Origin of the sequence: Bacillus cereus group sp. MG20 (genome assembly GCF_040459885.1) — a bacterium.
Classification (GTDB): domain Bacteria; phylum Bacillota; class Bacilli; order Bacillales; family Bacillaceae_G; genus Bacillus_A; species Bacillus_A cereus.
Window position 1 is genome coordinate 824,598 of the sequence record NZ_JARVHF010000001.1, and the last position, 12,475, is coordinate 837,072.

The following is a 12,475-nucleotide window of genomic DNA, read 5'->3' on the forward strand; positions in this document are numbered from 1 at the left end:
AGTATTTATTTTGTTTTTGTAAGTAAATAAAGAAAATACGGTGCTCCTAATGCCGCCACTACTACACCAGCTGGAATAGAGTTTGGCTCAAATATAGAACGACCTATCGTATCTGCTAGCACTAAAATAATCATTCCGATAATGCCTGCTAAAGGAAGAAAGTGTTGATATGTAGTACCTACTAACTTCCTTGCGATATGCGGAGCAACTAAACCGATAAAACCAATTCCTCCTGCCATCGATACACTCGCGCAAGATAATCCAACCGCTGTAGCTAAAAGTAGTAACCGTTCTTTTTGAACAGAAACACCAAGCCCTGCTGCTACACTATCACCTAGTGACAATGCATTTAACGTTTTAGATTTTATCCATGTATACGGGGTTAGTATGAAAATCCAAGGTAATAATGCAAGGACATGAATCCAATCCCTTCCCCACACGTTACCAACTAACCATCTAGAAGCGAATGTATACGTCTCATCATTTAACTTGAGAGAGAAAAATAACGAAATCGCACTAAATCCAGCTGAAACAGCAATACCAACGAGAATAAGTCTAATAGGAAGTAAACCTTTTGACCGATCACTCGCCAGTATAATAATTAAAAATGCAGCTAGTACTCCCCCGCCAAATGTAAATAACGGTATTAAAATCGATGCATTCTCATTAATAGAATGAAAGAAAGTAACGAATATAATTAGCCCGAAAGATGCACCTGCATGTAATCCTAAAATACCAGGGTCTGCAAGTGCATTACGTGATAACCCTTGCAAAATCGCACCGGAAATCCCAAGGCCAATACCGGCTAACATTGTGATTATTATTCTTGGCATACGATAATCATATAGCACGGTCTCGCTCTCAAAATCACCATAACCGAAAAGCGTTTGAATTACTTTGAGCGGTGCAATGCTCAGTGTCCCTGTATTTAAACTAATTAAAATGACAGCGATACTAATACAACCAAAAATTGTAGTTACAGTAATGGCTCTCTTTTTATCTGTGTTCAAAAGATCCTTCACTTACAACTCCCTCCCAACTTTACGTGCTATATAGAGGAAAAACGGAACTCCAACAAGAGCTACCATAATCCCTATCGCAAGTTCCTTAGGAGGATTTACTGTTCTTGCCCCTAAATCAGCTACAACTAATAACATAGCTCCTAATAATGCTGACATAGGAATAATGAGTCTATAATTCACACCAACTAATTTTCTAGCAATATGCGGGATAACTAGTCCTACAAACCCAATAGAGCCAACAGCTGAAACAGATACACCTGCAAGAATGACTACTATAATCATCCCTAGTATTCTCGTTCGGTTCGTTTTTACTCCTAAATTCGTAGCAACATCATCCCCCATTGATATGAGTGAAATAGATCGCCCTAACACTATTGCAAAAATAATCGTTATAAGAATAATAGGGACTAAAAATTTCAAGTGTTCCCACTTAACCCCTGCAACACCACCAGCATACCAAAACGCTAAATCCTGGCTTAAATCATAATAAATCGCAACACCTGAACTTAATGAATGTAAAAGCGCTGCCATAACCGCTCCAGCAATCGTTAACCTCATTGGTGTTAACCCGCCTGATGTTGCTGATCCAATAACAAAAATAAGTACTGTACTTAAGACTGCTCCAATAAAGGAAACAATCATTAAATAGGAATACGGCATATGCGGAAAAAAAGCAAAACTAAGTGCTACTACAAACATCGCTCCTGCATTTATGCCAAGTACACCTGCATCAGCTAAAGGATTTCGTGTTACACCTTGCATAACAGCACCAGCAACCGCAAAAGCTGCCCCTACAACTGCTGCTCCAATTACTCTCGGGAGCCTTAATTCATAAATAATTTGGTGCTGTGTTAATTTCGGATCGTAATCCAAAACCGCTGCCCACACCGTTTGTAAATGAATATCTTTTGCACCAAATGAAATGGCTAAAAATATAGATCCAATTAAACATAAAATTGTTAAGCTCATGAAACATATGAACTTAATATGTATCCAGCGGTTATTACCAGCATGTACAGTAGACTTATGTAACATGTTTCATTTCATCCTTTATATTCAGTTGTTTTTTATAATTATTTTTTATTTGTAATTATTATTGATAATAATTATCATTTTCATTTAGATATTATATCCCCACTTTTTTTAAATAGCAAACTATTTTTTTACTTTTCTACAATATTAAAATACTCATTACAATTCCCTTCTAAAACTTACAAATACATGCAAAATAGACTACTGGATTATTTTTTAAATTGTAGTATAATTATTGATTATTTTGATTTTTCCAATAAAAAACATCGAAGGTGACACAATGTTCTATATAAAACAACTACTACATTTCACTTACGAACAAGCATTATCTTGCTTATTCCCAGTCATTATTTTCTTAACACTAGCCCTTTCAAAAATTGTTTCAATCCCAGAGTTATACCGCTATGATTTCATACTCATCGTATGCCTTCTTATGCAGTGGATTATGTACAAGACTGGTCTTGAAACAAAAGACGAACTAAAAGTAATTACCATCTTTCACCTCATCGGCCTTTTACTAGAAATATATAAAGTACATTTCGGTTCATGGAGTTATCCCGAAGAGGGATATTCGAAGGTTTTTGGAGTTCCGCTTTACAGCGGTTTTATGTATGCGAGTGTCGCGAGTTACATATGTCAAGCGTGGAGAAGGTTGCATTTAAAAATGCATCATTGGCCGAAAGCCATTTTTGCCGTGCCGTTAGGAGCTATGATTTACTTCAATTTTTTCACGCATCATTTTCTATACGATTTTAGATGGATATTAACTTTACTACTATTCATCGTTTTCTTTCGGACATTTGTGGAATTTTCATTACGAGGCGTTCCATATAAAATGCCACTCGTTCTCTCCTTTTTCCTTATCGGTTTCTTCATTTGGGTTGCAGAGAACATCGCAACATTTTTCGGAGCATGGCAATATCCAAATCAACGGGAAGCATGGAGTCTCGTTCACTTAAGCAAAATTAGTTCATGGTTTTTACTCGTTGTTATTAGCATTATGATTGTCACACAGCTCAAACATTTGAAGGAATCAAAAAGATAATGCTGATTATGTAAAAACAGTTAGCCCATCACTCATTAGAGAGTGATGGGCTAACTGTTTTTAGTAATATTTTTTAAACCTTCCTTATCAAGGGAGTTATAATTTACAAGAGTATAAGCAATTAAACATTATGAACTGCTACTAGCAGAAGATGTTGCTGCAGATGAAGCGGCAATCGTTGCCATCATGGCTGCCTGTTGTGCTTGTATGAGGACTTCTATCATTGTTTGTAAACCTGTGTTAGTAGCTTTACTTTCCTCACCTTTCTGACTTACGAACAGTTGAATAGCAATAAGAATATTTGTATCTGTATGCCAACGGAACAATTTATCCCCCTGCAATTTTTCAATAAATGCTCGAATAGAATGAATCTCTTTTTCTCCGTCCTCGAGTAACGCTAGTAGCCCGATAGCTGGGTAATGCATCTGTTTTACTTTTACCTTTTCTTGCTTTAACAAATTCCATATATTTGTACATTTTGCAACTAATAGTTCTTCCCTGACATCCTTCTTTAGTGAAAGAATATGACTCAAAAATTGAAGATCATTCCCTTTACGCAAACCAGCTGTCGCTAGTTTCTGATAAAGACGTTCCACTCGATCCATAAGTGTTTCTACATGCTCTGATTGTCCTGCTAATAAAACTGCGAGCGGATAATCATTTGTACTTGTAAGAAAGAGGTGATCCTTTTTCATGCGTTTATATACTTGCATCGAACGCTGAATATGTGTGCCATGCTGTTCATTTTCTTCTGTTAAAAGCACAGCTGCTGCGAGATAAGTAAATATACTCCGGCTAAAGCCACCAGTGACCAATTGTTCATATAAATCTAAAAACGTCCGAAAAGCTTCCTTGTAATCTGTAAAGTGAATATCTAATGTTGCGGCCACTACAAAACGATGATAAGACTTTAAGTATGAAAACATCCCTACCTGATTCTTAATATAACTACTAATTTCTAAAAAACGTCCGAGATCAAACAATTTATCACTACCTGCATACATAGCAGCAATCATCATTCCTGTTCGAGAATCACTCGTTTTCCATTTTAGTTCTCCCTTTAACTGTACATATGTATGTTTATATTGCTCCAACTTTTGTTCTAATGTAATCATAGTATTCACCCCTATTTCTAGTTCTTCTCTATTATTATACGTATATTCCATATTTAGGAATACTATAATTAATAATCACAACATAAAAAATTATAAAATTCTCTAATCCTTCAAGAAGTTATACAAAAAAGGTAGATAATAATTTATCTACCTTTTTTGTATATATTATTTAACATTACAACTGTATTGCTTGTTATATGCAATTAAGACTAAAGAGCTTTAATAATACGTTCCATCGCCTTCATTTGCCCAATATGATCAGCTTCATGATAAAGCATCATACCGTAAAGCTCCCCTACTGTTTCCAATCCTAGGAATGGCTCTGGCAGTTTATTTTCAAATGCTTCTGCTGGAATTTCGTTAATACGTTTTGCTTGTTCTTTTAATTGAGCCGTTAACACTTCTAACGATGGTCCTTCTGTTTTCCATTTAGATGGTCGTGATCCATACCCAAACATACCTGGATATTCAGTTGGTAATTGTTTAAATTCTTTTCCAAACATGAAAACTTCTGCTGCTGTTAACACGTGTCCAATATGCCAACGAATTGTATTGTTAAAACCCTCTGGCTGCGTATCCACAGTTTTATCATCTAACGTTTCCATAAATTTAAGTAACGCCCCGCGCGTTATTTCAAATTGTTTTAAACCCACTAGTCTATTCATTTTATCGTTCCCCTTCTTGATGTACAATTTATTATGAACTAATAATGTTCAACTTATTAAAGTTTCACCTTGTTTAATCTATCAGAAACAAATAAGAAATACATCTAATATGCTTATTAAAAATAATAAAAAGGTTCACTCCTCGTAAATATAGAATTACTTATTATGTAAATAAAAGAGGAGTGTACTTGCATGTTACATATTTTAAAACAGCAATATAATCTTATTAGCTCTACAAGAGAAACTCTATTCACATTTTTAGAAGAAATCCCATTAGAAAAATTACATAGCACTGTTCCGAATTTCGGGAGCGGTAGCATTATAAAGACACATATTCATGTAGCCGATTGCTATCGATACTGGCTTGGGTCATTCGCATTCAAGCAAAAAAGAGCAGATTTTTCATTTGCTAGCGATTACGAAATTGAGCATGCAGATGTCGCGAAAGTCCGTGCTAGATTTAAATTAGTAGATGAGACTGTACAACGTTTTTTAGATGAATACAATGATCGTTGGCTTGAAAACATAACAAATGAAGTGAAATGGCAAAAAGAACCTTGGAGCACAACACCGCTATGGCTTTTAACTCATACGGAGACTCATGAGTTTCATCATAAAGGACAAATTGTATCAATAGCTCGTCATCTTGGATATACTCCTCCTGATACAGACCTTAGTTAATTCAATGGTCCATGATTACCGAAAAAATTAGAATGAATACAAAACGAGCATGTTTTGAAATCCAATCAAAACATGCTCTTAAAATATTCTATCTTACAATCTCCATATCCTCATCAATACCAAATAGTCTCCGCATAATTATAAGCATCACTATTTGGTATTGCATGTTTTCCCTGCGCTTGCGCTTTTCTTGGATCTAAATCATATACCATTGGCGTATAGCATGATGTTTGACCTTTATTTACAACACCATTTCCTCCAACACTTCCGCAAGTGTATGCCTTTCCATCTGTTTTTCTAACAATCCTTGCATCAGCTTCATTATTATAAACTGCCAGGCGAGTTACAGTAACTTTTGCCCATGCTGTCTTACACGTCGTGCTAAATTTTAATTCCACATAAGAATTTGAATCAATCCACTTCTTTTCTTTCGTTACTGCGGATTGATCACAGCTATTATAATAAGGACTTTTCCCATCATATGAATGGTCTTCCGCGTATGCTTTATCATTATTGGTCGTACTAAACACACTAGTTACGATGAGCAATGCCAGACAAAGACATGCGCTTACCTTTTTAAAAAACTTCATAGAATTCCACTCCTTTATTAATAACGTGCTGTTTTCCCGTAACCATTATTAATCGTCACCGCTTCGGCATCAGCTGTATAACCAAAATCAGCAGTTAAATCAAACACCATTCCTGTATACGTACTCGTTTGTCCTGTTTTAATTGCCCCATTGCCACTATTAGAGTCTACTGATTTTTGGAATACACCATTTTTATATTTATTAATAACAGCGTAAGCATATGCCCCTCCAGAAACAGAAGGAGCTGGTTGATCTAAAACAAGCTTAGACCACGCTGCATGACATTTATTACTGTAACGTAAATACACTGTCCCTACTTTTTTACTACCTTCATAAACTGCTGTAGACTTTGCATTAAATCCATCTGCATCACACGTTGTACTTCCCCCGTATACTTTCGTTGTTGCTGGATTTTTCCCGTCATAATAACTACTTAAATCAGTAGCTGCAAATGTACTTCCTTGAAAACTAAATAACACACCTATACTTGCCGCACTTAACACGCATACTTTCATTAACTTTTTAAACATTTTAAATTCCTCCTTACAATAAGTACGTATACTAAAGACAAGCTATACTGCTATGTAAGTCCTCCTTTCACGCTTCCTAGAGGCATCTTACAGAAACGAATAAACGTTGTAAATTCCCTTATGATTATTGGAATATACGAAGAATTTTACTTATCCTTGTAAGAAAAAAAGTTGAGAAATACACATTTTATAGCATTCTATATTTAAAACATAAAAGAACCAATACTTGTTATATTCAAGCATCGGTTCTTTATACAAAATTGCCATTTTTTCTTTTATATAAAATAAATATTTCTCCACTTAATCCGTTACAAAAAACTCCCTCGTTACATCAATAAATTGTCGCAGTGGCACTGTCATCCATTTGTCTTTATGCCAAGCGATTTGTGTATAAATTGGAGATATTGTTTCGTTTAACATTAACTCCTTTAACGTCCCTTCCCGTATATCTTTTTCTACTACTATCGCTGGTAAAACGGCTATACCTAAATCTGCAATAACACATTGTTTAATTGCTTCAACACTAACAAATTCAATTTTATTTGCTGGATATACATCTTCCCAGCGAAATAGCTCTTCAAATAAAGTCCGATACGAGCAGCCTAATTCTGTTAGTAAAAGTGTTTCACTCTCTAAATCTTTTATAGAAACTGAAGGTTGTTCAAGTAAACGATGCGTAGGAGCAGCTACTACTTTTAATTCTTCTTTCATAAGTGGTTCCACATGTAAAACATCTTCTGTTTTACATTCGTCCAAAATAAATGCAAGATCTACTTTCCCCTCCATCAATTGTTCCTTCGCATCTTTATTGGAGTGTGCTGGTTTAAATATAAGTTTTATTTGAGGAAATTGTGCTTTAAACTTCTTTAATATAGAAGGCAGTCTGTATGTACATTGACTTTCTTGTGCACCAATTATTAACGTACCTGCTAGTTCTTCATCATCTTTCACAGCCATTTTCGCTTCGTTACTGAGTGCAATCATCTTGTCGGCATATAGTTGAAACTTCCTACCTGCTTCAGTTAAGAAAAGACGTTTCCCTAATCTCTCAAATAGTGGTGTACCGAGCTCAGCCTCTAATGTTTTAATTTGTGCTGTAACGCTCGATTGGGCAAAGTTTAATTTCTTCGCAGTTTGTGTAAAGTTCAAAGTATGTGCCGCTACTTTAAATGTAATTAACTGTTTTATTTCCATTTATCATCCCTCTTTTCAATCGATATTTTCGATTGATTCCATCGAAATAATCCTCTTTGTCTATTGATATTTGTATTGTATGATAAAGAACATCTATAAACAATATAAATGGAGGTATTCCATATGAAAGCACTTTGTTTCGAAACATTCGGAGACGCTAATGTTCTACACTATAAAGAAATACACGATCCAATCATAAGTCCAAATGAAATTCTTGTCCGCACGAAAGCAATCGGATTAAACTTCGCTGATATTTATAGACGCCGCGGCGATTATCATCTTGCTGGCAATCCGCCTTATGTATTAGGTTATGAAGGAGCTGGAATTGTTGAAAAAGTAGGAGCTGACGTTACTACTATCAACCTAGGAGACCGTATTGCATTTGCGGACGTCCCATTTGCAAATGCAGAACTAGTTGCCGTTCCATCTGAAAAAGTAATCCCACTACCAGATTCTATTTCTTTTGAAACAGCCGCTTCTGTCTTATTACAAGGATTAACTGCACATTATTTAACGCACGATAGCTATCAACTAAAACAAGGTGATATAGCTTTAGTACACGCTGCAGCTGGTGGCGTCGGTCAACTTCTTATTCAAATGATTAAACTACAGGGCGGAACAGTAATTGGTCTTACATCATCAAAAGAAAAAGCAAAGTTAGCTACATTAGCTGGGGCCGATCACGTATTTTTATATAACGAAGAATGGCATACGAAAGTACTTGAAATGACTAATGGAACTGGAGTAAATCTCGTATATGAATCAGTAGGTTCTACATTAGAGGAAAGTTTTAACGCTACTAAAATTGGCGGTACTGTCGTATTTTACGGAATGGCTGGTGGTAATCCTGCTCCAGTTGATCCACGTATGCTTATGGATACTTCAAAAACTTTAACTGGCGGAGACCTTTGGAACGTTCTTACCACTTATGAAGAACGTAAAAAACGATCTACTCAATTATTCGATTGGATCGCAACTGGAAAATTAAACATTTCAAATCCTACTACATTCTCTTTACAAGACGGTGCTCTTGCTCATGAATTATTAGAGAGCCGTAAAAGCACAGGGAAGATTTTATTAATCCCATAATTCACAAAATGAAAAGGAAGCTAGATTTATCTACCTTCCTTTTCTTATTTCTATTTGAGATTTAATTATATTTCCACACTTTCTTTCCCTTTTGCAACATAACTCATATCTCCAACCGACTCGACTGTATATGTTCCATCTTGGTATACAATCTTCGTCACACTAGCATTTTCCACCCCAAGTTTTGTTTTGCTACTGTCTAACATTTCTATTAAGGTAGTAATCAAAAGCCCATGAACGACAACTAAAACGTTACCGCCACCATTTCCAGCAGCTTCTTCACTAATTTTATCTATCTCAGCTTTTATGCGAGTAGAAAATAATTCCCAATCTTCCGCCTGTTTTGTAGGATCTGCTACTCTAATAAGATTAATCACTTCTTGAATAGAAAACTTCATAAGTTCTTCTGGTGATGCAACGCCTGCAGCTTTTCCAACCACATCCCACATATTCTCAAGTTTTTCACCTTCAAAAATACCGAAATTTAATTCTCGCAAATCTTTTCTTTGCTCAAGTTTTAATTTTGATTGCTCACTATATTTTAATACTAAATTAGCAGTTTCAATCGCTCGGCCGCTATCACTACTATACGCATTCATAAAATGAATATCTTTTAATCCTGTTCCTAAATTTGTGGCAACTTCAACACCTTTTTCTACTAATGGAGAATCAGCCCAACCTTGCGCGCGATGATTCGTATTTAATATTGTTTTACCGTGTCTTGTAACATATAACGTAACTGCATTCTCATTGCTATCTGTTTCTCGCTTATTCATGTCATTCTCTCCCTTTACGTTTCTATATCAATTTTACCACCTCAATTATTCATTGAGCAAAATATACGTCAGTAGATCCGCTTAATAAAAAAAGCTATCTTTCTGTATATCCATACAAAAAGATAGCATCTTTTATGATTACATTTCTTAACCGTTACTCCTACTCAGCAAAAGCACTCGAATATTGTACAATTCCTTCTACACCTCGAAGAGAATTTTCTGTTAATTCCATTATCATAAATACCTCTTCAGGCACTTCAAACGGTGCTTTTATATTCCACTCACTTGCTTTCTTAAAACCAAATTTCGGGTAGTACTCTGGATGTCCCAATACTACAACTGATCCGTATCCAAGTTCTTTCGCTTTTTCTAATGCAGCTACAATCAGGTTTCCACCAATTCCTTTTTTCTGATGACCCCTAGCAACTGAAACTGGTGCAAGTGCTAACGATTCTACAGAAGTTCCATCTTGTTCTATTGTAATTTTCGATAACATAATGTGACCAACTATATCTTCATCTACCGCAACAATTGATAACTCTGGAACAAACGCGTCACATTCTCTAATACGTTTTACAAGTTCATGTTCTGTTTTATCACTAAATTCTTCCTTTAAAAATGCTTCTTTTATGACTTCTTCTGTTTTTCTATAATCATTTTTTTGTTCTTGTCTAATCGTTACCATTTTAACTTATCCTCTATTCTTTCTTATTTCTTTTTGAATTTTACGCAGTGCTTTTTTCGATCCGCGCTCAATATCGTGTTGCATTTTTCTTTCTTTATAATCAACAAATAGTGTATTTAAATCGTATCCTTCTGGATATAACTCCTTCGCTGCTACTTCTAAAGTAATACGTTTTACATTTACTTCAACGAATTCACCGTTATAATATACAACAACGTTATAAAAATTATCTTTTTCCTTATAGATGATACCAAAATCATCATGATCCAATAAATTCACACGATCGCCGATTTTGTACTCATAATGAGATTCTCTTTTTTCTTGTACAAATTTCGGTTTTCTAATTTTACTTTCATTCACTTTTTCTAAAGCGTACTCTTTATTTCCCATATACTCTTTCGCTCTTTTCAGTACATGTTCTTTTACGCTCATTTTATTCGCAATCCAAAGTGCATTACTTTCTCCTGATTTTCCGATAACTAATTTATAAAGCGGCTCTAGCGTTTCACTATTAAACTGCATCGCTGCATTCATAAAGTCATCATGCATTTCTGAGAATCGTTTAATTTCTCCGTAATGCGTACTCGCAACGGTAATACATCCCGCAAGATAAAACTCCTCTAAAATAGAAATTGCAAGTGCTGCCCCTTCATTCGGTTCAGTCCCGCTCCCTATTTCATCAAATAAAAGTAACGTATTATTATTTGACATCCTCATAATCTCAGACAGATTTTTCATATGAGACGAAAATGTACTTAGTGCATTTTCAATACTTTGATTATCACCAATATCTACGAATACATTTTCGAAAATAGCGATTTCTGTACCTTTATCTCCTGCAATATGAAGACCTGACATTGTAGCTAATGTTAACAATCCAATCGTTTTTAACACAATTGTCTTTCCGCCCGCATTCGGCCCTGTAATAATTAAACTACGATACTCTTGACCAATTTTAAAATGTAACGGTACAACTTGCCCTGTTAAAAGCGGATGCTTACAATTCACTAAATGAATGTAGCCATGATCGTTTAACTTCGGTTCTATTCCATCAATCGATTTACTAAACTTCGCTTTCGCAAATACCATATCATACTGACTAATTAGCTCCATGTTAATCTTTATATTATAAATGTTTTCTAACACCATTCCTGATAAAGTCGCTAAAATCTGATACTCTTCAACCGCTTCTTCTGCTTTCAAACCTGCTAATTCTGCATTCAATTTCGTAACCGTATGCGGTTCTATAAATACAGTAGAACCTTTTGCCGAGGCTTCAATAATACTTCCAGCAACTTGATTTTTATAGGAAGATTTAATTGGAATCGTATAACGGTCATCCTTTTTACTAATAAAGAATTCCTGAATGAATTTCTTATTTGCACTACTATTTAAAAACTTCGTTAAACGTTCTTTTATTTTCCCATCTACAGAATCGATATTATTTCGAATTCGTTTTAACTCTTTACTTGCAGCTACATCAATACTATTTCCTTTAATTGAAAAGTTAATTTCCTCTTCAATACTTTTATATTCAGTCATTGAATTTGCATAAGAAGCTAATACTGGTGCAAAAAATTCTTTATCTAACATAAACTTTTTAATCTTTCTACACCCACGTAAAAAGTCTGAAACACTTACTAATTCTTCTGGATCTAAAATCATCCCTTTTTCTAATTTTTGAATTGTACTAGCAATATTAGAAATGCCGAAGAAAGGAACATGCCCTTCTGCATCTAATATAGCTCGTGCTTCTGTCGTTTCATTCAAGCGATTTCTCACTACTTTTATACTCGTACTCGGCTCTAATTTGTTTACTAATTCCTTACCTAATCCACTTACACAATAAGATTTCACTATATCCTTTAATTCGTTATATTGTAACTTTTCAAAAGTCATCGTATTCATTTTGTTTCTCCTCACTATGATTGATTTTTATCATAAATGAAGATACCTACTCATTAGATTCCAATGAGCTCTACATTATTTAATTACCATTTTTATACATTAAAAATATATACAAAAAAGCTGCGGGGATACCGCAGCTTTTA

At 34.9% G+C, this 12,475-nt stretch carries 13 protein-coding genes; 3 read left to right on the plus strand and 10 right to left on the minus strand.

The genetic code is table 11. The features are described 5' to 3' along the window. Nucleotides 1-5: 5 nt before the first annotated feature. Nucleotides 6-1,022: a FecCD family ABC transporter permease gene (locus QCI81_RS04265; protein ID WP_071731236.1), complete on the minus strand. Its 1,017-nt coding sequence runs from the start codon at nucleotides 1,020-1,022 to the stop codon at nucleotides 6-8. Then, entirely contained in the window at nucleotides 1,023-2,057 is a 1,035-nt protein-coding gene (locus QCI81_RS04270) for a FecCD family ABC transporter permease (RefSeq protein ID WP_071731237.1), read from the minus strand. A 277-nt stretch (nucleotides 2,058-2,334) separates the two neighbouring features. Between QCI81_RS04270 and QCI81_RS04275 the strand changes: the two genes are divergently transcribed. Further along, nucleotides 2,335-3,099 carry a DUF817 domain-containing protein gene (locus QCI81_RS04275; protein WP_050844368.1) on the plus strand — a complete coding sequence of 255 codons (765 nt, stop codon included), beginning with the start codon at nucleotides 2,335-2,337 and terminating at the stop codon, nucleotides 3,097-3,099. 128 nt (nucleotides 3,100-3,227) lie between these two features. Here the strand turns inward: QCI81_RS04275 and QCI81_RS04280 are convergent, their stop codons facing one another. Next, nucleotides 3,228-4,265 carry a DUF4003 domain-containing protein gene (locus QCI81_RS04280; protein ID WP_144465795.1) on the minus strand — a complete coding sequence of 346 codons (1,038 nt, stop codon included), beginning with the start codon at nucleotides 4,263-4,265 and terminating at the stop codon, nucleotides 3,228-3,230. Nucleotides 4,266-4,423: 158 nt separating this feature from the next. Beyond that, on the minus strand, nucleotides 4,424-4,879 hold the full coding sequence (locus QCI81_RS04285) for a DinB family protein (protein ID WP_048543843.1): 456 nt from the start codon (nucleotides 4,877-4,879) through the stop codon (nucleotides 4,424-4,426). Between the two features lie 192 nt (nucleotides 4,880-5,071). Here QCI81_RS04285 and QCI81_RS04290 point away from each other — a divergent pair, with 192 nt between their 5' ends. After that, nucleotides 5,072-5,560, plus strand: a complete 489-nt coding sequence (locus QCI81_RS04290; protein WP_071731238.1) for a DinB family protein — start codon at nucleotides 5,072-5,074, stop codon at nucleotides 5,558-5,560. Nucleotides 5,561-5,673: 113 nt separating this feature from the next. On the opposite strand, the gene QCI81_RS04295 is transcribed toward QCI81_RS04290, so the two are convergent. The 3 genes from QCI81_RS04295 to QCI81_RS04305 form a co-directional block, all read right to left on the minus strand. Beyond that, a complete protein-coding gene (locus QCI81_RS04295) occupies nucleotides 5,674-6,150 on the minus strand; it encodes a DUF2690 domain-containing protein (RefSeq protein WP_071731239.1) in 477 nt (158 codons plus the stop codon). A gap of 17 nt (nucleotides 6,151-6,167) precedes the next feature. Further along, entirely contained in the window at nucleotides 6,168-6,680 is a 513-nt protein-coding gene (locus tag QCI81_RS04300) for a DUF2690 domain-containing protein (protein ID WP_071731240.1), read from the minus strand. A gap of 300 nt (nucleotides 6,681-6,980) precedes the next feature. Then, a complete protein-coding gene (locus QCI81_RS04305; RefSeq protein ID WP_071731241.1) occupies nucleotides 6,981-7,874 on the minus strand; it encodes a LysR family transcriptional regulator in 894 nt (297 codons plus the stop codon). A 123-nt stretch (nucleotides 7,875-7,997) separates the two neighbouring features. On the opposite strand from QCI81_RS04305, the gene QCI81_RS04310 reads away from it, so the two are divergent. Beyond that, on the plus strand, nucleotides 7,998-8,963 hold the full coding sequence (locus QCI81_RS04310) for a quinone oxidoreductase family protein (protein WP_071731242.1): 966 nt from the start codon (nucleotides 7,998-8,000) through the stop codon (nucleotides 8,961-8,963). A 65-nt stretch (nucleotides 8,964-9,028) separates the two neighbouring features. On the opposite strand, the gene QCI81_RS04315 is transcribed toward QCI81_RS04310, so the two are convergent. From QCI81_RS04315 to QCI81_RS04325, 3 genes are all read right to left on the minus strand, one after another. Next, complete coding sequence (locus QCI81_RS04315; RefSeq protein ID WP_001042044.1) at nucleotides 9,029-9,739, minus strand: histidine phosphatase family protein; 711 nt, start codon at nucleotides 9,737-9,739, stop codon at nucleotides 9,029-9,031. Nucleotides 9,740-9,899: 160 nt separating this feature from the next. Continuing rightward, the gene (locus QCI81_RS04320; RefSeq protein WP_000256462.1) at nucleotides 9,900-10,424 is read right to left on the minus strand and encodes a GNAT family N-acetyltransferase; all 525 of its coding nucleotides are present in this window, start codon (nucleotides 10,422-10,424) and stop codon (nucleotides 9,900-9,902) included. A 6-nt stretch (nucleotides 10,425-10,430) separates the two neighbouring features. Next, nucleotides 10,431-12,332: an endonuclease MutS2 gene (locus QCI81_RS04325; RefSeq protein WP_001095202.1), complete on the minus strand. Its 1,902-nt coding sequence runs from the start codon at nucleotides 12,330-12,332 to the stop codon at nucleotides 10,431-10,433. Between the last annotated feature and the right edge of the window lie 143 nt (nucleotides 12,333-12,475).

Coding starts and splice junctions, on each gene's coding strand:
- QCI81_RS04270 (WP_071731237.1), bottom strand. CDS start 2,057: ATGTTACATAAGTCTACTGTACATGCTGGTAATAACCGCTGGATACAT.
- QCI81_RS04275 (WP_050844368.1), top strand. CDS start 2,335: ATGTTCTATATAAAACAACTACTACATTTCACTTACGAACAAGCATTA.
- QCI81_RS04280 (WP_144465795.1), bottom strand. CDS start 4,265: ATGGAATATACGTATAATAATAGAGAAGAACTAGAAATAGGGGTGAAT.
- QCI81_RS04285 (WP_048543843.1), bottom strand. CDS start 4,879: ATGAATAGACTAGTGGGTTTAAAACAATTTGAAATAACGCGCGGGGCG.
- QCI81_RS04290 (WP_071731238.1), top strand. CDS start 5,072: ATGTTACATATTTTAAAACAGCAATATAATCTTATTAGCTCTACAAGA.
- QCI81_RS04295 (WP_071731239.1), bottom strand. CDS start 6,150: ATGAAGTTTTTTAAAAAGGTAAGCGCATGTCTTTGTCTGGCATTGCTC.
- QCI81_RS04300 (WP_071731240.1), bottom strand. CDS start 6,680: ATGTTTAAAAAGTTAATGAAAGTATGCGTGTTAAGTGCGGCAAGTATA.
- QCI81_RS04305 (WP_071731241.1), bottom strand. CDS start 7,874: ATGGAAATAAAACAGTTAATTACATTTAAAGTAGCGGCACATACTTTG.
- QCI81_RS04310 (WP_071731242.1), top strand. CDS start 7,998: ATGAAAGCACTTTGTTTCGAAACATTCGGAGACGCTAATGTTCTACAC.
- QCI81_RS04315 (WP_001042044.1), bottom strand. CDS start 9,739: ATGAATAAGCGAGAAACAGATAGCAATGAGAATGCAGTTACGTTATAT.
- QCI81_RS04320 (WP_000256462.1), bottom strand. CDS start 10,424: ATGGTAACGATTAGACAAGAACAAAAAAATGATTATAGAAAAACAGAA.
- QCI81_RS04325 (WP_001095202.1), bottom strand. CDS start 12,332: ATGAATACGATGACTTTTGAAAAGTTACAATATAACGAATTAAAGGAT.